Source organism: Vibrio cyclitrophicus (assembly GCF_024347435.1).
Taxonomy (GTDB): Bacteria; Pseudomonadota; Gammaproteobacteria; order Enterobacterales; family Vibrionaceae; genus Vibrio; species Vibrio cyclitrophicus.
Map to the genome: position 1 here is coordinate 515,678 of NZ_AP025481.1, position 23,509 is coordinate 539,186.

The 23,509-nt window shown below is 44.1% G+C and carries 18 protein-coding genes; 14 read left to right on the top strand and 4 right to left on the bottom strand.

Annotated features, from left to right (window positions below; genetic code table 11):
• Positions 1 to 179 precede the first annotated feature (179 nt).
• From OCW38_RS17340 to yegS, 9 genes are all read left to right on the top strand, one after another.
• On the top strand, positions 180 to 2,576 hold the full coding sequence (locus OCW38_RS17340) for a tetratricopeptide repeat protein (RefSeq protein WP_016766797.1): 2,397 nt from the start codon (positions 180 to 182) through the stop codon (positions 2,574 to 2,576).
• Positions 2,577 to 2,742: 166 nt separating this feature from the next.
• Positions 2,743 to 3,726, top strand: coding sequence for an AAA family ATPase (locus OCW38_RS17345; RefSeq protein ID WP_010429261.1), 984 nt, complete (start codon positions 2,743 to 2,745; stop codon positions 3,724 to 3,726).
• 12 nt (positions 3,727 to 3,738) lie between these two features.
• Entirely contained in the window at positions 3,739 to 4,701 is a 963-nt protein-coding gene (locus OCW38_RS17350) for a DUF58 domain-containing protein (protein ID WP_016766798.1), read from the top strand.
• On the top strand, positions 4,702 to 5,244 hold the full coding sequence (locus OCW38_RS17355) for a DUF4381 domain-containing protein (protein ID WP_010429265.1): 543 nt from the start codon (positions 4,702 to 4,704) through the stop codon (positions 5,242 to 5,244).
• Positions 5,237 to 6,316 (top strand): vWA domain-containing protein, encoded by a 1,080-nt coding sequence (locus tag OCW38_RS17360; RefSeq protein WP_010429266.1) that lies wholly within the window; start codon positions 5,237 to 5,239, stop codon positions 6,314 to 6,316. Before OCW38_RS17355 ends, OCW38_RS17360 begins: the two co-directional genes overlap by 8 nt.
• Positions 6,309 to 8,033, top strand: coding sequence for a VWA domain-containing protein (locus OCW38_RS17365; RefSeq protein WP_016766800.1), 1,725 nt, complete (start codon positions 6,309 to 6,311; stop codon positions 8,031 to 8,033). The genes OCW38_RS17360 and OCW38_RS17365 overlap by 8 nt, the downstream gene beginning before the upstream one ends.
• Entirely contained in the window at positions 8,030 to 9,382 is a 1,353-nt protein-coding gene (locus OCW38_RS17370; RefSeq protein ID WP_016766801.1) for a BatD family protein, read from the top strand. Before OCW38_RS17365 ends, OCW38_RS17370 begins: the two co-directional genes overlap by 4 nt.
• A gap of 78 nt (positions 9,383 to 9,460) precedes the next feature.
• The gene (locus tag OCW38_RS17375; RefSeq protein WP_010429270.1) at positions 9,461 to 10,366 is read left to right on the top strand and encodes a LysR family transcriptional regulator; all 906 of its coding nucleotides are present in this window, start codon (positions 9,461 to 9,463) and stop codon (positions 10,364 to 10,366) included.
• A gap of 18 nt (positions 10,367 to 10,384) precedes the next feature.
• On the top strand, positions 10,385 to 11,293 hold the full coding sequence (gene yegS / locus OCW38_RS17380) for a lipid kinase YegS (RefSeq protein ID WP_010429272.1): 909 nt from the start codon (positions 10,385 to 10,387) through the stop codon (positions 11,291 to 11,293).
• A 168-nt stretch (positions 11,294 to 11,461) separates the two neighbouring features.
• Here yegS and OCW38_RS17385 read toward each other — a convergent pair whose 3' ends face one another.
• Positions 11,462 to 13,144 (bottom strand): alkaline phosphatase family protein, encoded by a 1,683-nt coding sequence (locus OCW38_RS17385; RefSeq protein WP_010429274.1) that lies wholly within the window; start codon positions 13,142 to 13,144, stop codon positions 11,462 to 11,464.
• Positions 13,145 to 13,250: 106 nt separating this feature from the next.
• Positions 13,251 to 14,039, bottom strand: coding sequence for a formylglycine-generating enzyme family protein (locus OCW38_RS17390; protein WP_016768812.1), 789 nt, complete (start codon positions 14,037 to 14,039; stop codon positions 13,251 to 13,253).
• Between the two features lie 137 nt (positions 14,040 to 14,176).
• On the opposite strand from OCW38_RS17390, the gene OCW38_RS17395 reads away from it, so the two are divergent.
• Together OCW38_RS17395 and OCW38_RS17400 are read left to right on the top strand one after the other, a co-directional pair.
• A complete protein-coding gene (locus OCW38_RS17395; protein ID WP_065612834.1) occupies positions 14,177 to 15,508 on the top strand; it encodes an anaerobic sulfatase maturase in 1,332 nt (443 codons plus the stop codon).
• An 86-nt stretch (positions 15,509 to 15,594) separates the two neighbouring features.
• On the top strand, positions 15,595 to 16,653 hold the full coding sequence (locus OCW38_RS17400; RefSeq protein ID WP_016768814.1) for a hypothetical protein: 1,059 nt from the start codon (positions 15,595 to 15,597) through the stop codon (positions 16,651 to 16,653).
• A 146-nt stretch (positions 16,654 to 16,799) separates the two neighbouring features.
• Here OCW38_RS17400 and ggt read toward each other — a convergent pair whose 3' ends face one another.
• Positions 16,800 to 18,530 (bottom strand): gamma-glutamyltransferase, encoded by a 1,731-nt coding sequence (ggt, locus tag OCW38_RS17405; protein ID WP_010429287.1) that lies wholly within the window; start codon positions 18,528 to 18,530, stop codon positions 16,800 to 16,802.
• A gap of 621 nt (positions 18,531 to 19,151) precedes the next feature.
• Between ggt and OCW38_RS17410 the strand changes: the two genes are divergently transcribed.
• The 3 genes from OCW38_RS17410 to OCW38_RS17420 all read left to right on the top strand — a co-directional run bounded on the left by OCW38_RS17410 (position 19,152) and on the right by OCW38_RS17420 (position 22,305).
• Positions 19,152 to 20,618: a methyl-accepting chemotaxis protein gene (locus OCW38_RS17410; RefSeq protein ID WP_016768815.1), complete on the top strand. Its 1,467-nt coding sequence runs from the start codon at positions 19,152 to 19,154 to the stop codon at positions 20,616 to 20,618.
• 130 nt (positions 20,619 to 20,748) lie between these two features.
• The gene (locus OCW38_RS17415; protein ID WP_102392797.1) at positions 20,749 to 21,885 is read left to right on the top strand and encodes an outer membrane beta-barrel protein; all 1,137 of its coding nucleotides are present in this window, start codon (positions 20,749 to 20,751) and stop codon (positions 21,883 to 21,885) included.
• Positions 21,886 to 21,894: 9 nt separating this feature from the next.
• Positions 21,895 to 22,305: a phosphate ABC transporter substrate-binding protein gene (locus tag OCW38_RS17420; protein ID WP_010429296.1), complete on the top strand. Its 411-nt coding sequence runs from the start codon at positions 21,895 to 21,897 to the stop codon at positions 22,303 to 22,305.
• A gap of 136 nt (positions 22,306 to 22,441) precedes the next feature.
• Here the strand turns inward: OCW38_RS17420 and OCW38_RS17425 are convergent, their stop codons facing one another.
• Positions 22,442 to 23,509 carry an ABC sulfate transporter permease gene (locus OCW38_RS17425; RefSeq protein ID WP_010429299.1) on the bottom strand — a complete coding sequence of 356 codons (1,068 nt, stop codon included), beginning with the start codon at positions 23,507 to 23,509 and terminating at the stop codon, positions 22,442 to 22,444.

A 23,509-nucleotide genomic window follows, 5' to 3' on the forward strand; every position in this document is an offset into this window, starting at 1 on the left:
ATATTCACAAGCGAAAATTTATGATTGAAAGAGCTCTCCGGAGCTCTTTTTTTATAGGCACTTAACCGATGTAAATACAAATCACAAGTATTCGATACCCGAGACACTAATTAATTGTATTTTAGGTGTTTTTACGTCTATCTTATTAAGCATAAGGATGTATAAAAACAAGGAATGTTATGTCTGCATGGTTGTGCTCACTAGTGAACGGATTGAAACACCAGAGAGTTGCAGTATTATCCGGAATGTTGTCGTTATTTATGTTGTTGATAGTCAGTCTTAATGTCTATGCCAGTGAGCTAATTTCGTCAGTTGGCTCAGCAGCTACAGGTTCAGAAGCAGCGCCTTTCAGTTCTCAGGCTACATATATAGGCTCTGATGCTTGTGTTGATTGCCACAGCGCAGAAGTGGAAGCATGGCAAGGTTCTCATCATGATATGGCAATGAAGCACGCTACTGACGAGTCGGTATTGGGCGACTTCAATAATCAAACCGTTACCCACAAAGGGAAACCCAATCGCTTTTTTCGCAAAGGTGGTGAGTTCTGGGTAAATATCGAAGGGCTAGACGGCCAATTCAAAGATTACAAAATCAGCTATACCTTTGCCTTTGAACCTCTACAACAGTACATGGTTGAATTTGAGGATGGTCGCGTGCAATTGATTCCTTTTGCTTGGGACTCAAGAGAAAAGGCACAAGGCGGTCAGCGTTGGTTTCACCTCTACCCAGATACCACCAACACTGATGAATTCTACTGGACCAATAGTGGTCAGAACTGGAACTTCATGTGTGCTGACTGCCATTCAACAAACCTAGAAAAGAACTACGACAGCGCAAGTAATACTTACAACACCACTTGGTCTGAGATTAATGTCGGTTGTGAAGCGTGTCATGGGCCAGCGAGTGAGCATGTTGAACAAGCTCAGCGAACAAATAACAAGCAAGCCACAACCAAAGGTGGAAAAGATGCCCAGATTTCGGCGCATTATGGTTTTGATCGTGACTTGTCGAGGTCGGTGAAAGAGTGGATCTATCAAGAGGGCAACTCAACCCTGCAACCAAAAGACATCATCCATACCAATCAAGTTCAAACCTGTGCTCAGTGCCACAGCCGACGCACTCAGTTGAATGAAACAGGCGACCATGTTAACGGTTCATTTTTTGATAAGTATCGTCTGAGCTTGATTACCCCTGAGCTTTACCATAACGATGGTCAAATCTACGATGAAGATTACGTTTACGGATCTTTTTTACAATCAGTGATGGCAGAGAAAGGCGTCACTTGTACTAACTGCCACGATCCCCATACTGCAGAACTGAAAATTGCCGAAGAAGCCGTATGTGGTCAATGTCACATTGCATCTGAATACGCGCCTGAAAAGCACACATTCCACGAAGCCAATACCGAAGCTTCACAATGTACGACTTGTCACATGCCAGAGACGACTTACATGGAGGTCGATCCAAGGCGTGACCACAGTTGGCATATCCCGCGTCCTGATATTAGCCAACACATTAAAACACCAAACGTGTGTACCAGTTGTCATGAAGATCAAACTGACCAGTGGGCCGATAAGCAAATTGGTGAGTGGTTCCCAGATTCTAAGTATCGTAATCAGCAGCATTTTGCTGTTGCCTTTTATGCTGACTCAATTGGACATAGTGGGGCTGAAGATGCCTTGGCGTATTCGGCTCAGGATTCCAGCTTAAGCAATATTATTAGAGCATCGAGCCTAGAGCGTTTGGGTGGTAACACGGGCAAAAATACACTTATCTCATTGGCAAGAGCGGTGAAACATGACGATGAAATGATTCGATTGGGTGTTGTTCAAGGCTCATCTGGTTTTCCATTTACTGACCGTTGGCAGATTCTAGAGCCGCTATTGAAAGACCCTGTATTGTCGATTCGTTCAGAAACCGCAGGTGCATTAGTGCGTTACTGGGGAGAAATGAATCCTCTGCAGAAAGATCAAATCAAGCCAGCATTAGAAGAGTACATCGAGATACAACGCTTCAATGCTGACAGAGGTTTTGGTCGTACTAATTTAGGTAACGTTTATCGAGATCTAGGGCAGTATCAAAAAGCGATGGAGCTCTATCAAGGCGCTATCGAAATTGAACCTTACTTCGAAAACAGCTACGCCAACTTGGCCGACTTGTATCGTGCACTTGGTGACGAACCAAAGGCATTAGCGATATTGAAACAAGGTATTCAAGCGCAACCAAAATCGAGTGTGTTGCCATACAGCGCAGGCTTATCTTTGCTTCGTGTGAAAGGTTACGACAAAGCAACCGACTACCTAAAACAAGCGGCAGAAACAGCAAAAACCGACCCACAATATTGGTATGTGTACGGCTTGGCTTTAGAGAAGTCTGATGTACTTGCTGCGAGTAAGTCATTGAATAAGGCTTACCAATTTAGCCGTAACCCACAACATTTGTACGCACAGTGTGAGATTTTGGCTCGAAATTACCAGAAACCAGGCGTAGTAAAAGCGTTTGAACAATGTATTTCGTCATTGAGTAAGGTGGCACCACCGGAAGCCATTAACCAATTGAGAGCACTTAGTAAGTAAATAGCGATGAGCCAGTAGAAAGCTTAGCTGAAATAAAGGGTTAGCAAAAACTTGTCTATGGCACGCATAAATTATGGTGCTTATAACTAATTATCACGTTTATAACTAATAGTTATAGGGCTTGTGAGTAGGATGTTCACAGCCAGATTGAATTAAGGGAAGATCTATGAACCATGCGCAACAAGCAATAAACCAACTGATTGAACAGACAGAAAAAAGTGTCATCGGTCAGAGTCACGTCATACGTGCTCTAGTGATCGGGTTATTGACCAATGGCCATGTGCTTCTAGAGGGCCTTCCCGGTACCGCGAAAACTCGTTCAGTGAAGTCGTTGGCGAACTTACTGAATACAAGCTTTGGTCGAATTCAGTTTACGCCTGATCTGCTGCCATCAGACGTAACGGGTACGGAAGTGTACCAAGAGCTAGAGGGTAAACCTCAACTGCATTTCCAGCCGGGACCTATATTCAATAGCATTGTTTTAGCCGATGAAGTTAACCGTGCGCCGGCTAAGGTACAAGCGGCTCTACTTGAAGCGATGGCGGAGGGGACGATTACTATAGGTGGTCAAACTCATATTCTGCCAGATTTATTCATGGTTCTAGCGACTCAAAACCCAGTTGAGCAAGAAGGTACGTATCCGCTTCCAGAAGCGCAAATGGACCGTTTCATTATGAAGGTGACGGTCGACTACCCAGAAGACGAAGCGGAGCGTGACATCATCCGACTTGTTCGCAGCGAAGAGTTAGGCAGTGAGACGAGTTCAGAATTAGTCACACCACAGCATATTGAACCTGAATTGGTACTTGAAGCTCGTCGCCAACTTCCAGACATTGCAGTTTCCGATTTAGTTGAGAGCTACATCGTGGCTTTGGTAATGGCAACGCGAAAACCTGAGCGTTACCCAGAATCCAACTTATCAAAGTGGATTGAAATTGGCTCAAGCCCACGTGCTTCAATCGCATTAGATAAATGTGCTCGCGCTTATGCGTGGTTACAAGGGCGTGACCATGTCACGTTAGACGATGTGCGTGCAATGCTCCCCACCGTATTAGGCCATAGATTCTCATTGTCTTATGACGCATTGGCTGACGGTGTGAACCATCAACGAGTAGTTGAAGAACTGCTTGATAATGTTGAGATCGGATAACTAGGGGGCGTCATGGCGAAGCCAACACAAGCTCCCAAACCTCAAGGCCTTGATCCACGATTGTACTGTGACTATTCAAGGCTAGTGCGAATTCAGGCTCAAGCTGAGTCGTTTTCTCTGTTGCCTCATCTTAAGGCGGGCAGTGTACTGTCGGGGAGACATAATTCTCTGTTCCGTGGCCGTGGTCTGAACTTCGAGGAGCTGCGACACTACCAATTCGGTGATGATATTCGTAACCTGGATTGGAAAGTCACGATGCGAACAGGTAAACCCCATGTTCGTAGTTACACCGAAGAAAAGGACCGCAATGTGATGATCTGCGTCGATCAGCGCAGTTCGATGTTCTTTGCCTCTCAAGACACCATGAAATCCGTTGTTGCTGCCGAAGTGGCTGCGTTATGCGGGTGGCGAGTGCTTAAAGATGGTGACCGTGTCGGTTTTGTTTTAGCCTCACACCAAAAGCTATTTCACACCAAAGCACAGCGCTCACAGTCTGATTTACTGGCGCAACTCAAGCATTTATCAAAAGCAAATCAAAGCTTAGGAGTGAATGTCAGCGACAGCGATGGTGTTGGGTTTAGTCAGTGGATTGAACTGATAAAACGAATGAGATTAAAGCAGTCGACCTTAATATTTATTAGTGATTGGCGAGATTGCCAAGAGCAACATCTTGATCGACTTAAGCAAATGCAACAACACAACGATATCTTAGCCATTATGGTGACCGATCCATTGGAACAATCTTTGCCTCAAGATCTTGCGAATGCTAACTGGGTCGTAGGTGATGGTCGTTTTCAACTCAATCTTGATAGCCAATCAAAGGTTAACCTTGCGAGTGAAAGCCTGTCCCAAAAAGCAGCACTCCAAAAACAATCACTGGCCAAATTAATGGCGATGAAAAACCTCCCTTATATAGAACTAGATACATCTGGTACTCACATATCTCAGCTTCAAAAGCTGGTGGGGGGACGCTAAATGTCTGTTGAACATACAGTTCCTAGCACTTATATCTTACGAGACCTGCACGATGTAGCGATTCCTGACAGTGTGAGCTGGGCTCCTCAAACGATTGGTTGGAAGATCTTAGGTGTGATCTTGTTATTGGCCACTCTTTATCTGACATACCGTTTGGTATTGAGGTGGTGGAAGAATCGTTACCGTAAAGAGGCAATCAAAGAATTGATGTTGTTAGATGCTCGTGACAAAAGCTCTACCGAGCGCACATTTAAAGTGCTCAAAGTGGTGCTTCGTTACCTAGACAGCAGTAATGCAAAATTGTTTGGTCAAGCCTACGTGAGTCGCTTGAATGCTTATCTGCCAGTTGACGCTAACACCAATACAAGCAGCAGTGCACTTTTTTCTGATGAAGTCTCGGAGTTATGGATGCAAAGCCTAGTAGACCCTAAGGTGCGTTTGAGCTTTGAACAGCGTTTAGAGGTCATTCAAACCGCAATGACTTGGTTAAAACTTCATAAGCCGGAGATACAAACGACGACTGGGGGACAAGGTAATGTTTGATTCTTTATCCGCTAGTTTTGAATTCGTTCATCCATTATGGTTTATTGCATTACCTTTACCTTTGTTCGTCTATTTTGCAGTGCCAGCTTATCGAACTAAACAGATGGCTATCAAAGTGCCATTTTTTCGAGAGTTGGTCGAGGCTATTGGTGAAGCACCATCTGAAGGGGCAAGCCAGTTAACACCCAGTTGGTGGCAACGAACAACGCTCATTATTACTTGGGTATTGGTGGTCTGCGCGTTAGCCAAACCAACCGTCTTAGGCGAGCCGCAAGTTCGCGAGCAACTAGGCCGTGACGTGATGGTGGTGGTTGATTTATCTGGTTCAATGGCAGAGCAAGACTTTACCTCTAAGCATGGTGATAAAATCTCACGTTTGGACGCGACTAAAGAAGTGCTGGCTGATTTTGCGAAAACCCGAAAAGGTGACCGGCTCGGCTTGATCTTGTTTGGTGATGCTGCGTTTGTACAAACACCTTTTACGGCTGACCAAGAAGTATGGCTTGAACTACTTAATCAAACCGATGTTGCAATGGCAGGGCAAAGTACTCACTTAGGCGATGCAATTGGCTTGGCAATTAAGGTGTTTGAACAAAGCGAAAAGCAAAGTGCAGAAGTTCAAGATTCAAGTGTTGATGCCAACGAAAAAGAAAAGGTCGTGATCGTGCTAACCGATGGTAATGATACGGGAAGTTTTGTTGAGCCGATTGATGCCGCAAAAGTGGCCAAGGCGAAAGGCGTTCGTATTCATGTTATCGCCATGGGAGATCCGCAAACCGTTGGTGAAGTCGCTTTAGATATGGAAACCATCAAGCGCGTGGCTCAAGAGTCTGGCGGTGAAGCCTTTGAAGCGCTTAACCGCGACGAACTGACCAAAGCGTACGCTCAGATTGGTGAACTAGAGCCTCAGCTATATGAAAGTACCACTTATCGCCCTAAGCAAGGTTTGCATCATTATTTGATGGCGATGGTTGTTGTCATGTATTTGACGGCTTTCAGCGTTGCGACGATACGTCGAAGATCACCTTTGGCTTCTTCAACTGGAACTTTGAAAGGAGAGGATGATGCCTGATTCTCTCATGCTACAGCAGTTTTTTACCCAATTTCATTTTATTCGACCATTGTGGTTATTGGCCTTCATTCCGATGTTCTTCCTATTATGGATTCGTTGGAGAGAAGAAACTAAGCCAACGTGGAAAGACATTCTTCCAGTACACTTACGTGATGCGCTGACCATTGGAGAAACCGGCTGGCGCAAACAATTACCATTGAAATTATTGATGGTGATTGTGACGATCGCCATCATTATTTGTTCAGGCCCAACATGGCAACGTGAAGCTTCGCCTTTTGGTGAAGACAAAGCGTCAATGTTAGTGGTGCTCGATAACAGTGACTCCATGCTGGCTAAGGATTTACCACCGAGTCGCTTGGAACGCTCTAAACAGAAAATTAGAGACTTACTTGCAGCTCGCAAAGGTGGTAACACAGGTTTGGTTGTTTATGCTGGCAGTGCGCACGTCGCGATGCCAGTCACTCAAGACAGCAAAGTGTTTGAACCGTTTTTGGCGGCTATTACACCCGATATCATGCCGGTATCAGGTAAGTCAGCAGAAGAAGCGCTGCCACTTATCAATCAGCAATTGTCTGGTGAGCTAGGCTCGTCAGTGTTGTTGGTATCAGACGGTGTCAACCCAAGCACTATTAGGGCGTACGAGAGTTTCTTTAACGACAACCCTTATCAGTTGCTCATTCTAGCCGCAGGAAACAGTAATGTGGTGAGTGATAACCCAGTCGACCTAGATTCACTGCGTAACTTAGCGAGTAAGACGGGTGGACGACTGATCGAAGTGAGCGTTGATAATTCCGATATCCAACAACTGAACAGAGCGGTTGAAAGAAACATGCAGCTCAACGGCGAATCTTCAATGCCTTGGAAAGACATGGGCTATGGACTGCTTATTCCAATGGCTTTCATTATGTTGTTATGGTTCAGAAAAGGGTGGTTGGTGCAATGGTGTGTCGTTGGGTTGATGATCACAAGCAGCCTGCATTCACCAAGTACTTTGGCGAAAACCGTCAACCTAACCGCAGAGAAACCAATTGTGGTGGAGTCGGTTACGGCTTGGGATAAGACCGCTCAATGGTGGTGGGACTTATGGCTAACGCCTGACCAACAAGGTCAACGCCTGTTGAACCAGAACGAATATCTTCAAGCTGCCAAACATTTTACTGACCCAATGCGAAAGGGCGCGGCTTATTACTATGCTCGCGATTTTAAATTGGCGCACAGCGCGTTCTTACAAATGAAAACCGATTATGGTTTGTATAATGCCGCAAGTGCTTTGGCTCGCCAACGTGAGTATCTTGCCGCGCGAGATCTCCTCAAATCTCTGAGTGAAAAGCCTGACCTTTCACCAGAATTAAGGCCTGACGTTGAGCATAACTTAGCGGTAATCGGCGGTATTGTCGAAGAAGTCAATCGCACCAGCGAAAGTCAATCTGGAACGACAGATGGTCCAGAGGAGTCGTTAGAGTTAGATGATGATCAGCCGCGAACGGGTGATGGCGCTGAAGAAGAAACTGTAGCGGAATTGATGCTCAAGGAAACGCTTAATGCCAATGAAATTTTGGGTAGCCAAGAGCTTGCCGACAAGTGGTTAAAACGAGTAGAAGCGGACCCTAAGTTCTTCTTGAAATCGAAATTCCAAATTCAGCTACGAGAACCTGCCCCTTCGAACGAACAGACGCCAAAACAGGAACAGGCATCAAAACAGGAGCAAACCCAATGAGTAGATATGACTTAGCTCTTGAAGCCATTCAATCAAAGAGAGTGCGATTCAGAACCCGTAAGTGGTTATTGCCTATTACTCTTATGTTGAGCTGCATTTTTTCCGCTGTTGCTCCGGCTGCCGATATCTTCGATCTACAAAAGAGTGGTGATGTTGAATTGATCGCTTGGATAGGCGAGAAACCGAAGCCTGGCGATAAAATAACGCCGACCAAAGTGAGCGTTAATGAGCAAGTGATTTTGAACATAGAGGTTGCGACACCTCGCTGGTTAACGGGCGGAACTCGAATTGGCGGCGTAGAAATTCCTAATGTGATTGCTAAGCAGCGTAACCAACTTGCGACGAATTACACGGAACGAGTGGATGGTACTACATGGTCACGTCAACGCTGGGAAGTGACGCTCTATCCAATGACATCGGGTGAGTTTGTCATTCCTAGGTTGCCTGTTCGTGTTCAAGTTTCCGCTCCTGACGGATCAAACGTTGGTGGCACGCTATACACGCAGCCAATTAAGTTCGAAGCCTCACTACCTTCTGGTTTACTAAGCGAACAATCGCCTTGGTTTTCTGCGACAGATGTGGATATTGATCAGAAATGGCAACGTTCAAGCGAAGAGTTGAAAGTGGGTGATGCCATTACTCGTACCGTGACAATAAAGGCGAAAGATAGCTTGTCTGTTTTGCTGCCGAATGTATTGACTAATGAAGCGACGCTGCAGTATCAAGCTTACCCACAACCCAATCGTTTAGATGATACACAAGAACGTGGTGATTACCGTTCAAGTCGAATTGAAGAAACGGTCTATGTGATTCAACAAGGTGGTGAGTTTACCTTGCCTGAATTTTCATTCCAGTGGTGGGACAGCAAAAATCAGCGTCTTGAAAGTGCTGTTATTGAAGGTCAGGTTTTTAAAGCGCGCCACACGCTAAAGTCGTACTTAAAGGCCTACATAAACGTTGTTGTTTTTGCGGTTGCTGGTTTGGTTGTTCTTATTGGTTCTGTCTTCACCCTTAAGCGTTATTATCGCGACCGTCCAACACCAAGTTGGTTGGTATTACGTCGTTTACTTAAGCAAGGTAATGGGGCTGCATTAAGAACCTTTATCTATCGTCAATTGCGCATTGAAACCACTCAGTTAGAATTGGGTAAAGTGAGCACAGAGAAACGTTGGTTAGAAGATAGTGAATCCCTCCAACAAGGGCGTGAAGATAAAAGCGTATTTACTCGTTTGTGGAAAGGCATACGTAATTTTCCCGGTGACACATCAAACTCAAGCAATTCTCGTTCAATTTTCGACCGCTTGAAAATCCCTAAAGCCTTGCCTGACTTAAAAGATAGAACTAAGTAGCAAACTTTAGTCATTCGCATCGAACATAATCGGCAGGTTCTCTACTATGGAGAACCTGCTTCTTTAATATGGAACTGTATGAAAAGTACTGAACTCAATTTAATTCCTATATTTGTCGCGATCTATGAAGAGCAGAACTTGTCTAGGGCTGCGAATCGTATGAACATCAGCCAACCTGCAGTGAGTAAAGCGCTCGCTAGGCTTCGTGATATTTATGATGAGCCACTGTTTCACAGAACCACTTCAGGCGTTGAGCCGACGACATTTGCGATCGATATTTATCCAGCAATGGCCGCTGCATTAAAAAACTTCACTTCTACGCTATCGGCCTCGAGAGATTTTGATCCTAAAACATCAGGTCGCGTGTTTTCCATTGCTTGTGTATCACCCGCAAGCTACGAATTGATGCCAAGAGTTATGCAGTTGATCAGCCAAATCGCACCTGGTATTGCATTGGAAGTTCATCCTTTGTTTACGGAAGATTACGAATCCGATCTTAGGTTACAAAGACACGATGTGATCATAGATATGACGCCAAGGGGTAGAACCATGCTTAAGCATGAAGTTATTTCTACTGAGGAGCTTGTCGTCGTATGCCGCTCTGGCCACCCAGAGATTGGCGATACTATTGATATGGAGCAGTTTCTAGCGCTTGATCATGTAGTTGTTTCTAAATGGCACGCTCGAAAAAGCCTATTGAGTTCTGAACACTTTAGCGATTTGGAAAAGCGCAGGATTGTGTATCGAGCTGCTGGCGTGGTTGAGATGCTTCCTGTTATTGAAGGCTCTGACTATATTGGTGTGCTTCCTCTATCTTCAGTTCGTTGTTTTTCCGAGAAGTACGATGTGAAAACACTGCCTTTACCATTCGACTTAGAAAACCTTGATATGTGTATGATTTGGCACCCAAGTCGTACTAACGAGCCAAGCCACAAGTGGTTGCGATCTAAGCTCAAAGCCGCAGCAAAAGATATCTCTAGTTAGCTTATAAAGGACATAACCATGGAAAGTATCCGCGCTATTTTAAATGGAAAGAAGGCCAACATCCCTGAATTGAGGCAAGCCATTCTTGCAGTAAGAGACAGGGATATCGACCTACAAGTCAGAGTTACTTGGGAATCCGCGGATATGTTTCGTTTAGTGAGCGAGGCCATATGCGATCGTGTGAAGCGGTTGATTATCGCTGGTGGTGATGGAACGGTGAACGAAGCAGTCAATGCACTCAACCAATTCCGCGCTAGCGAAAGACCACAGCTTGCAATTATTCCAATGGGAACTGCGAACGACTTTGCTACCGCTACCGGCATCCCAAGCGATATACCTTCGGCATTCGATTTGGCAATAAAAGGTTCAGCTTACGCGGTCGATAGCGTGAGGGCGAACGACCGTTACTTTATGAACGTGGCTGCGGCAGGCTTTGGCGCTGAGGTGACGGCAGAAACCCCTATTGAATTAAAAGATTTTCTCGGTGGTGGGGCATATACGTTGACAGGTGTAGTTAAAGCGCTTGGTTTTAAACCTTACAGCGGTACTTTGACCATAGATAAAGGTACCTTTACCGGTGAAATTCTGGTTGGCGCTTTTTGTAATGGACGCTTAGCAGGTGGTGGACAAGAGTTAGCACCGAATGCGCTTATTGACGATGGTTTGATGGATTTGACGTTAGTAAAGTCGTTCGTCGCGACAGAATTACCGCAAGTGATTGAAGAATTAAAGAGCCCAGCTGAAGACGGGAAATATGTCGTGCATACGCAAGCTCGTTGGCTTGATATCGACTTTCCTCAAACTTTACCGATTAATTTAGACGGAGAACCGTATCGTTCAAATCAGATTCGATTTGAGGTTGTCCCATCAAGCATCAGTTTGGTGTTGCCTGAAAACAGCCTTTGTTTGAGCAAGAACCGAGCTTGAACAGCATGTAAGTTTAGTTAAGGTATTGATGTAGTCGATAAGGTTTAAGAGCAGAAAATTGGGGTAAAAAAGAGCCGTTTATCCGTTTCGACTGAATATGATAAACGGCTTTTTTATTGAGCGGGTATTGGATTCGAAATCTAGATGACGGAACCTCGGAGGTTTAGCCTATTCAGTGATCTCTTGTAACACTTCTCCAATTGATCCACTTGGCTGGGTTATGCCCATTTTATTCGAAAGTGTTGGCGCAATGTCGTATGGAGTGATTGCACGCGAAACCTTCTGAGCTTCAACGTCGTAGCCTGCAAAAATGACTGGGACGTGAGTATCGTACTTCCAAGGTGAGCCGTGCGTAGAGGCGATTTGAAGACCTTCCATGTCGTTAATGTAGCTACGAGGGGCAAATACCACATAAACATCACCTGAACGAGCGGGGTGGTAGTTGTTCTTGATGAGCTGCATGACATGCGTATCAGGTACTCGGTTTGCTGCAATATCACTACTTGATACGGCAAACGCAACGCCTTTTACTTTCGCAATCTCATCTGCGATGGCATTCTGCACTTTCGCTAGATCAACCTTTTCCTTGGCAATCACGTCGTGATCCAGATAAATGTAAGGTTGTGCATACAATCGAATGGCGTCTTTGTCCAAACCAAACTCACTCTTCAACCTCTTTTCTACGCCTTGAGATAGCAGGGTATCTTTATTGAAGTATTGTGCCTGTTGGAAACCAAGTGCATTTGCCGCAGGTGAAGATTCAGGAACACCATGATCGGCAGACAAGACAATTAATGTGTTCTTTAGGCCGACTTGGTTATCAACGGTCTTAAGAAGCTTGGCGATTGTTCTGTCTAAACGAATTAAATTGTCTTCGGTCTCTAAGCTTTCAGGACCATAAAGGTGAATCACATAGTCATTCGACGAGAAACTAACCGATAGGTAATCCGTCGCATCGCCTTGACCAAGCTTCTCTTGCATCAATAGTGTGCTAGCAAAGTTTTCTGTAATTTCATCACCAGCCGGACTTACGGTTAATGTTGTGCTGTAATATTTATAGCTCGCAGGTCCATAAGGGTGTGGGAAGGTACGTTCAAAATTACCTAACTTCACCTTGTGGTCAGTATTGTGTTCTTGAAGGGTGTATTTCTCACGTGGTAAAGAAAGTTCCCAACTTTGTTTAGAGTACTGGCTCGCAATGGCTTTCTCATTCCAACGTGATACCCAGTCTGGATATTCGTCGTAGTAATAGTTACTGGTAACAAATTCAGATTGTGCTTTCGAAAACCAAAACGCTTTGCCGCTATGCCCTGCGAGTGAGATGGCGCCGCGATCTTTTACTGATACGCCAAAGACTTTAGATTTTCCGCTATTGGAAATCATTAGTTCGTCACCAAACGTGGTAGCGAGTATCGGCTCTGGAGAACGGCCATCGCCTTGTGCTGTTTTCTGCGTCGGATCGATCTCGGTTGCTTTATCAACGCCCGCCCCTGAAGTTAGCATTTCATAGTTGCCATCTTCTACGTTATACACCAAACGCTCTTCACTGCGATCATACCAAACATTCCCCACCATGCCGTGCACACTTGGTGGAGCACCGGTTGCAAGCGACACATGACCAACAATGGTCTCTGTGTTGCCATGTTGGTAGTTCGCGTTGGTGTAGTAGGTACCATCATCCATCAAGTAACGAAATCCACCGTCACCGAAGTTGTGTTTATATCGTTCGATAAGGTCTGCGCGCAGGCCATCTACCGTAATTTGCAGGACCAGATCTGGCTTATCCGCCGCCGAAGCAGGGAAAGCACAGAGTAATGCGAGTGTAAGCCCAGATAGCTTGGTGTATTGCATAGAGTTTCCTTATTCAGTATTGCCGTAGCGACTTAACGTTTGGATAGTGAAAATTGTATTTTTAATCTTTTTGGTGAAGGTTATTGAGCCGTAACCGTTGGCATCGTTAGTTAGTATCTTTAACTAAACGTAAGCCCATGTCAGACATGGTAATTGACTGACTTGCAAAGTCTCGACGGTAACTTTCAGATTCATTTTCGTCATAAGCAAAGCTGCCACCACGAACTGATTTGTGTGATAAACCCACGTCACTGTGTTTCGCGTTGTTAGGATTGTCTGTTGGACCGAATCGGTAAAAGGTGTCGTCGAAGGCATCGATTACAAACTCACCCACATTTCCGGTCATATCATATAAGCCTAGTTCATTTGGCTTCTTTAGGCCGACAGGGTGTGCGCTATTTTTAGAATTTGCCGAGTACCACGCAACATCATCTAAGTTATTGGAACCACTGTAAGTATAGCCTTTACTTTTGTTGCCGCCTTTCGCTGCAAATTCCCATTCAGCTTCAGTAGGCAGACGGTATGCTTCGCCAGTGAGTTCGTTAAGCTGCTCAACGAAGTAGTTCGCCTGTTGCCAGCTTAGGTTGTTGACTGGAACCTGAGGGTTTTGGAAATAACTGAGAGATGAACCCATAACCGATTCGAACAATTCTTGAGTTACCTCAAACTTCGAAATGTAGAAACTATCTACAGTTATATTTCGAGCAGGTCGCTCTGCTTTAGTTGCTTCTGATCTGTCTGAACCCATGCTGAATGTCCCGCCTTCAACCAACACCATATCTTGGTCAACTTGTAGGGCGATTGGGTGTGTAGGCACGCTTGCACAGCCACTCAGTAAAATAGTCATGGTGACGCTGCTAATCGTTGCTAAATGTTTGTAATTGAAAAATTTCATCACGTGCCTCAAATGTTCGAAATAGGGTGTAATTCTAACGTTTAAGGTCATTCCTATTGGTTATAAAGGGTATAACATGCCACTGACTTAATTAGGAATTATGATAGGTCCAAGACACTAAGATAGGTAGGTAAATCATGCACATTACTCAAGGTCCACAATATAACGGTAAAGCGTCTAAGCGCTTGCATGTTATGGCTAAACCGATTGGCGCAGCGTGCAACATTGACTGTAAATATTGTTATTACCTAAGTAAGCAAGATTTGTTGGAGTACAAGAAAGGCAGCTCTCCAAGAATGGATGATGAGACGTTAGAAGCGTATATCCAACAATACATCGAAGGTCAAAACACACCTGAGATCATTTTCTCATGGCAGGGTGGTGAACCGACTATGCTGGGTCTAGCGTATTTTGAACGTGTGGTTGAATTTCAGAAAAAGCACCAACCTGAAGGTGTGCTGATTTCAAATGACCTACAAACTAATGGCACGCTGCTGAATGACGATTGGGGTCGATTCTTAGCAAAGAACAATTTCCTGATCGGTTTGAGTGTTGATGGCCCTGAGATGCTGCACAATGCGTATCGTGTCAACAGAGCAGGCCGTGGCACATTTAAACAAGTGATGGCGGCTGCAGAGTTGCTGCACAAACATCAAGTCAAATTCGCAACCCTAACCTGTGTGAATAACCTCACCAGTCAAAATGCATTAGAAGTGTATCGCTTCCTACGTGATGTGGTGAAGTCTCCACAAATGCAGTTTATTCCTATCGTAGAACAAAAAACCTTTAGAACGGTTGCGCCACAAACGTCTCAAGTGAGTGAGCAACTTAAGCAAGGTGATAAACGTCTGATCCCTGGTCATAAAGATTCGATCATGGAATCTTGGTGTGTGTCGGATTTGGCTTGGGGTAACTTCCTGATTGCTGTGTTTGACGAGTGGGCGAAGCACGACATCGGTAAAGTGTTCGTTCAGTATTTTGAAGCGAGCTTAGAAACGTGGATTGGTCGCCCGAACCCGCTTTGCACTTTGAACGAGATATGTGGCAAAGGCCTAGCGATGGAGCCTAACGGTGACGTGTTCTCGTGTGACCATTATGTATACCCAGAATACAAAATCGGCAACATCCACCACGACAAGCTTGATGACTTGGCGTATAGCGCGCCACAACAGAAATTTGGTTTCGCTAAATCACGCACATTGACCAGCCAATGTCAGCAATGTGACTACAAGTTTGCTTGTCACGGTGAATGTCCGAAAAACCGCTTTATCAAAACTCGTGCCGGTGAGACGGGTCTGAACTACTTATGTGCGGGTTGGCACAAGTTCTTTTCTCATGTCGATAAGTCGATGGCTTATATCGCTCGTGCAATGAGACATCCTGTTGCTAATGGCAAGTTCAGTGATTCTGTAATGATGTCGCGTCGAGCACAGCAGATAAAACAAACTACGTTCGAGACTAAGTTTTAGCGCGCTTTTTGGCCACCAGGTCACATACAAATTTAATTAAATATGGGTCTAGGGACAGGCTAAGTTCTCCAGTTTAAGGTAATACTATGATGAAGAAGAGTTTAGCGACGGCTGTTGCTTTGTTGATATCAACGTCCGCATTGATTTCAACGTCTGCGATGGCAGCGAATAGCGTTCAAAAAACGGTTGACGCGCCAGCACAAAATATCAATCAAGTGCTTGAAATGACGGACACTCAAACCCGTATTCAGCAGTTGTCTTACATGGCACAAGATCAGAATCAATCTGTTGAAAATCGTACTGGTGCATTGCAAGAGCTTGCTTCATATCCAAGTCAAAATGCATTGGTGGCGGTTGCAAGAGGCTTAAAAGATCAAAATCCTGAAGTTCGTGAAGCGTCGGTTATCGGTTCTTCGCCATATCAACTTGAGCATCGTTGGGCGTTAGTTTCACCTTTGCTGAGCGATACAGATCCCATGGTTCGTCACTCGGCAACATCGAACTTAGTACGTGATTACAATACGTTAGATAAAGAACAGAAAGCACAAATTGAACAACCCGTCGCTGAGTTAATCACATTCTTGGAATCACAAGAATCTGAAAAGTTTCAATTGCTATTTGCTGATGTGCTTCGATGGCACAACGAGTGGGACAAGTCTGAAACGGTTTATTTAGAGCTCATTAAAACCCACCCTAAAGAGCCACAAGTTTGGTTGAGCTATGCAGATAACTTCCGAGCACAGAATAAAGACCAGCAGGCGGTTGAAGTGTTAGATCGTGGTTTGAAAAGCGTGCCTGACAATGCAGCGATGCATTACTCTAAATCATTAACTTTGGTTCGCCTTGAAGACAAGGCAGCAGCAGCCAAAGAGATTGAAGTAGCAGCAGAACTTGCAAAAGATAACAGCTACTACTGGTACTTGAATGGGGTACTACAAGAAGAGCTGGATATCGACAAATCGACTAAATCGTTCGAGAAGGCGTATTTGATCTCTGGTTCTCCAGAGCAGTTATATGCGGTATGTGATATCTACGTGCGATACGGCAACGACAAGACCGATGATTGCTTAAGTGAGCTAGGTAAAGTGGCTCCTGACTATGTTATTGAGCAGTTGAAAGAGAAGCGAGTAGCGCCAAGTTCATAATATTTGAATGAGTAAATAGATGAGCCGCTTATGAAAATCCAGTCGAAATATTCGACTGGATTTTTCGTATCAATGAACTGCTTATACAAGGCCAAGTGACTAGAGACAAAACAAGGGCAAGCCTATTACTTGCCCGTTTCGTTTTATCATTCCCCCATAGAGCTTGATGCACGGCGTCTGTCTGTTGCGCCATGAATCTTGCCATCTCTGATTTCAATGGCGTTCAAACCACTGACTACTGGAATGACATGCACCGGATAACCGAGCTGCATGAACTCTGGTACTAGCATTTCAGCGTAGGTTTTCTTCTCGACCAACAAACCCGTTGGGTCATAAGGCTTGGTGCGGTCGATCTTTGTGCCATATTGGATGTTTGGCAGGTCAATTGCCTCCTGCGCGGATAAGTCCCAATCAAGAACGCCAACCACAGTTTTTAACACGTACCCCGGAATCTGTGAACTTCCAGGTGAACCGACTACTAGGCGCAGGTTGTCTTTTTTGTCCATCACCATTAATGGGGTGATTGCTGAACGAGGACGTTTACCTGCTTCAATAGCATTTTGAGTTGGCTTACCGTTGATGGTTGGTTTTGTAGAAAAATTTGCCATTTGTGCATTGAGAATCACGCCATCGACCATTATCCCTGAACCCATTCCTGTGCCGACGGTACTGGTCATCGCAATAGCATTGCCGTCTTTGTCGATAATGGAAATATGCCCGGTGTCTTGGCTCTCAAACCCCTGATACTGAGCGTATTCGGTATTGGACAACTTGCCTGCTTTCGGTTTGGTTTTAGCTATGCCACTTTCCGGGACTAGTTTACGTCGCTCGTCGATATAGGCTTTGTCGAGGAGGGCAGTAACTGGTGCTTCAATGAAATCAGGGTCGCCCGCATAAGCGATACGATCGGCCTTGGCTATTCTCATTACTTCTGTCATCAAGCGCCAAGGTTCCACATCGGTTTTGGACATGTCTGCCAAGTCGTAGGCCTCTAGCATTTCAAGGCTTTGAGCAACCATCACACCACCAGAGGCAGGGTAGCCAAACGACACAATTTTATTGCCTCGATAGTCGCTCTCAATGACATCACGTTGTTTAACGTGGTACTGCTCAAAGTCTTCGATAGAGAGCTTAGCGTGGTCTGAGTCGATACGGCTATTGACCGTTTCAACGATGTGCTTACCAAACTCGCCACCATAAAGGTACCTATCGCCTTGTTGAGCAATATTGGTCAGTGTGTTGGCCAGCTCTGAATTGGTCATCAAAGTGCCTGTTGGTTTAATCTCGCCGTTATTCCAATAGAGTGCTTTGATTTCTGGATCTTCAATCAATCGTTCTTGCTCACGAACCACTATGTCATAGGTGTAGCTGTTCATTGCATAACCTTTACTGGCAAGCTCAATGGCAGGCTGAGCAAGCTCTGACCATGGCAGTTTTCCGTATTGTTGGTGAGAGCTGTAGAGCAAACGAAGCGTGCCGGGAACGGCTACAGATCTTGGTCCTAAAATCTCATTTCGATTGAGTGCTTTACCATCTTCCATAAACATATTTGGAGTCGCACTTGAGGGCGCTTCGTCGCGCCCATCGAGTGCAAGGAATTGGTCTTTGTCTTTTTTATAAAACAGCGCAAAAGTACCACCGCCGATCCCTGTCATATCCGGTTCTACCACCGACATGGTCATCTGCATCGCAACCATGGCATCGACTGCGTTACCGCCTTTTTTGAGTATCGAATACCCTGTGCTGCTTACGTATGGGTTAGTTGCACTTACCATAAACTCTTCGCCACTTTCATCGGGCGTAATTGGAAAAGGATTTGGCTCAGCCGCGAAACCGACCGCTGAAACCAAACTTAAAGATAAAGTCGCTATTCGCATGCGTTCTCCGTTTAAGGTATCTGTTTATTCGCTCTAAGATTGACCGAGTAAGGGCGGTGAAGTTCGTGAGTTTGCAGCCTTTTTACACAACACTGACGCTGCTGACAGAATCATTAAATAGTAGAGAATTTTGCGGCTTAAATTTATTGCGAAGCTAAATGTAAGGGCAAACTTGGGTTCTCAATATTAATTTAACTATCTTGAAATCCTAATTTTTGAATAACTAAAGCGATTTTGGAACATGATGAATTACAGTCTTATGGAGAGGTGTTCAGTTTGATGTTGAACTCGTTTTTAATAAAGTAGTTAATTATACATGCTGATTTATATGGTTATTCTTACTTGCATAATAATTTATAAATAATATTAACATTTTTGTCACTATTTTCGGTGTGACAGATTGATATACTGGTCAGATCTGTTATTGTTCAAAATACATGTGCAGTTCATCATACTGTTTAACAAAGGGAGCTTATGTTTACACTATCGATCAAAAATAGGATTTTGGCTTTATGTTTAGTGTCGCTAGTAGGATTTACTAGTATTCTATTTGTCGGAGGGGATACGTTAACCAGTAACACCCAACAGGTTAATCGAATTGATCAAGTTACTTATCCGGTTATGAATGCGGCTTCGTTGAATAGTGTATTGATCTCTCAATTAGCCGAGCGCTTTAATTTGGCAGTGACTCTAGGCGATGACGAGATTTTGGAGATGAACAAGCAAACTCTCGCTGAGATTCAAAATAACTTCAACATTCAAATCTCTCTCGATCCTTCATTACAGAGCTCATCTGCACTTTTGCAAGATCAAACCAATCAATATTTTGAGTTAGCTTACCGAATTGCTCAAGGCATGATAGATGAAGAGATCAGCCTTAGCGAAGCTGGGCGCCTTGCAAAACAGAGCACCGCAATCTTAGATGAGCTTACTTTGGGTATGCATAAGTTTTCTTTGGCTCGTCAATCAGAGTTTGAAAACGCGGTACAAGATTTAGAATCAAACAATAAAAAAGCTAACCAAATCATGAGTGTGTCTGGTGCTGTAGCCATGCTTGCGATGTGTATCTTTGGTTGGTTTGTGGTGAAAGGTATACGTAGAGATCTCGCGAATATCAGTGACAAAATGCGTGATATTGCTGAAGGGGATGGAGACTTAACGGTTCGCCTACAGCATGAAAAAAATGACGAACTGAAACCTTTAGTTGAATCATTCAATAACTTTGTCTCTCATTTACAACAGAACGTCACACACACTATAGGTAACGTTACTCAGCTGGACACGATCTCTGGTTCACTTGTTAAATCAAGTCAAGTAACAAGTGAGTTGTCGACTAAGCAGCATCTCTCTATTGAAGAAGTATCAAGTTCATTAAATCAATTGTTTCTTGCCGCTAGAGAAATCGCTACGAACGCTAATGATGCTTCGACTTCAGCTTCCAGTGCGAGTGAGCAAGCAAGCTTAGGAGAGAAGCAAGTCAAGAGTACGATTTTAGCCGTGCAAGAATTAACGCATGATGTAAGTAATGCATCTCAAGTGGTTAAACAGCTAAATGACAACACACAAAGTGCTGGCTCGATACTTGAGTCGATCAGTGCGATTGCAGAGCAAACCAACCTGCTTGCGCTTAATGCGGCAATTGAAGCTGCACGCGCTGGTGAACAAGGCCGTGGTTTTGCTGTCGTTGCTGATGAAGTAAGAACGTTAGCATCAAGAACTCAATCATCTACACAAGAAATTCAATCTGTACTCTTACAGTTACAAGACCAAGCAAAAACTGCGTCATCGATTATTTCTGATAGCGTAATTAAAGCCGAAACTTGTGTTGAAAAGTCAATTGTCGCGGAAAATTCTCTGCAGAAAATTACTTCAGATATTATCGAAATCAGTCAACGAAACGAAAGTATTGCCGCTGCGACTGAAGAGCAGGAGCAAACCTCCACTCGTATTGAAACTTTTGTCGAAGAAATTCGCAAGATGGCAGAAGGCACCAGTAACAGCGTTCAGCAAGTGGACGCCGTGGCGCAAGATATTCAAAAAGTGACTCGTAACCTTTCAACACTAACTGGCCACTTTAAAGTCAGTTAAGTTCCCTAGAATCATTCCCTCTCTCCTTTCGGCTATGCCTTAAGGAGGGCGGGAGTATGCCCCAATATGGGCTGATTATACAAAAACAATTATATAAAAACGAAAAATCACATAACAATTGGAGTTAGTTATGAAGAAGACAGTGGTTGCTGCCCTAGTAAGTATGGCGTTTGGAGCAAATGCTGCAAACATGGATGATCTTCGAATTAGTGGATTTGGTTCTGTAGGCATCGGTAAGTCAGACAATGCGATAGGTTATGCGGGTTATACCGACGAAAAATTAGATTGGGAGCAAGAGACATTAGCAGGCTTACAATTTGATTTTCAAGTAAATGAGCGTGCTAAGTTCGTGTCGCAAATCGTTGCAAACAGCCGTTATGATTATGAGCCAAAAATTGAGATGGCTTATGCCTCTTATGATTTTGAGGCCTTCACAGCTCGAGCAGGTAAGTTGCGTTTACCTTTGTTTTTCTACTCAGATTACACAGACCTTGGCTATGCGTATCCAATGATCAGGCCTTCTCAAGAGTTGTATGAAAACATTGTTTTGAAGGGCTACACGGGTGCTGATTTATTGATTCCGATTGAACTTGAAGATTCAAGTATTCTTCTTCAGCCAGTGGTTGGTATAGGTACTATTGATGAAGATGACTCAATTGTTGGTGAGGTGAAACTGGATAAACTATTCGGTATCAGTGCCAACTGGAACGTAGATGACTTTACCTTCCGTGGTTCATATTTTGTTGCTGAATCTAATCCATCTTGTGATTTCCAAAACTCACAAGACCCGTATTGTCAATTGGGTGCAATGCTAGATAGCCAAGATGGTCAGTTCATCTCTTTGGGTGCTCAATATGACAATGGTGATCTGTTAGTTAACGTAGAAGCTGCAGATGTTCAATTGGAAGGGCAGTTTTATGACTATCAATCGGTTTCTGGTTTGGTTGGTTACCGAGTCAATGAATTTACGCCTTACGTTTCCGTTAGCTGGGTTGAAACAACAGACAACGAAGAACGTGAGAACATGACTACGACGGCTATTCAAGAGTCGATGAATTACGAGCGTCTTTCTTACTCTGTTGGTAGCCGTTGGGATTTCGCTAAGAACATGTCTTTAAAAGCGGATGTGACCTATGTCGATTACCGCGATACTAGTGGTGGGTTCCAAAGTAATGTTGAAACAACAGTAAGCCCATATATTGCAACGGGTAATTACCTTGAAGACAGCTCTATTGTCTATTCAGCACGTCTTGATTTCGTATTCTAAGGAGGCCATATGAAAAGTTTACTGGCAGCAATAACCGTAGCGGTTCTTTCATTTAACGCTTCTGCTGGAATGGTAGTGATTGGTAACAATGCTGGCGTTGATTCTTTATCTAAATCAGACGTTAAAAAGTTATTCATGGGTAAGAAAAGCAAGCTATCGAATGGTACTAAAGCACAGATCATCGAGTTAGCTGATGGTTCTGAAGGCAGACTTGCCTTCCATGAGGTGGCAACGGGACGCAGCGAATCACAACTTCAATCAGCGTGGTCGCGACTTGTATTTACCGGTAAAGCTGAAGCTCCAATCCAGGTTTCAGACTACAACGAAGCAATTATAACGGTTGCTTCAAAAACCAATGCAATTGGTTATGTAGATGAAGCCGCTTTAACAGGCGACGTGAAAGTATTATTTAAATACTAAGCGTTGCTTACTTACCAGCATTAAAAAGCCCAAGGTTATTTGATTACCTTGGGCTTTTGGTTTTAATCACTATTGTTATTGATGACTAATAGTCGCGTTGACCAATGTTTTGATGGATACGATTTTTTATCGTGGGTTAAAACACGAAGCTCAACATGACGGTATAAAGCATCGCGTCTTTGTCATCAAAAGTATTGAGTGAACTGAAATCTTCGATAAAGGCACCTCTTGATTTATGAGCTTCAAAGTACTGAATTTCACCATTGATAGATACATTTGGCAGTACATCGTAGTCCACACCAATAAGATAACTGTTACCATTTAAGTGTTCATTGGCGTCGAATTGCGCCCCGTATACAAGGTATGGGGTAAATTGACCTAAATGATAACCAAGGCTTGCATACATAGAAGAATTGAAGTCACTGATTTGCCCCTCACTGGCAAAGATGGCCTGACCAAACTCATATTCTGCACCTAGAGACCAAAGTTGGATATGCTGATTGTTATCTGTTGGAAGAGAGCCAATGTTTTTGATTTTAACCGTTTGGTCAAAATTTGAATCTAGGAAAGATATGTTCCAACGATAATCTTCACCACTAAGCTGCAAGTTCGCTCCGAACATTCGATTGGTTTCAAATTCAAGCTTGGTTGATGAATTGAACTCGACATCATTCTTATCCTTAATTCCAACAAACGGGGAGAGTAACAAGGTCGCTTCATCGCTCACATCATGAGTCCAGTTCACTTTAATACCATTGAACGCCGTGATGCCAAGTACGCTGTTGTAGACCTCTGTAGGCGGCCTTGCTGTCATGTAAGCTTGGCCTACATAATAGTATTCAGACGCGAGAAATAACGGGAGCCTCAGACGCCCAACACTTACATCAAGGTCGTTAAACTCATAGCCAAGATAAGCCCACTCGAGTTGTGGTTCACTCCAATCGTATTGTGGTGGTTTGACAACTTGCACGGAAGCTTTGAATGAATTGTAAAAATAGTCGAGTTGTACCCCAAATGTAGTATCGCAGTCGTAACAGTTTTCATCGGTAAAGCCGCGGGTAATAATTAAGGGGTTGTCGTTATCTGATTTTGCCCAAGATGTAGAGCCAAATCCGCTCAACGATAAATTATCGGTAAACTCAATAATAGCAAAGGCCGGAGAGGCTATTGAAGCACATAGCACTGACGTGATTATTTTTTTCAT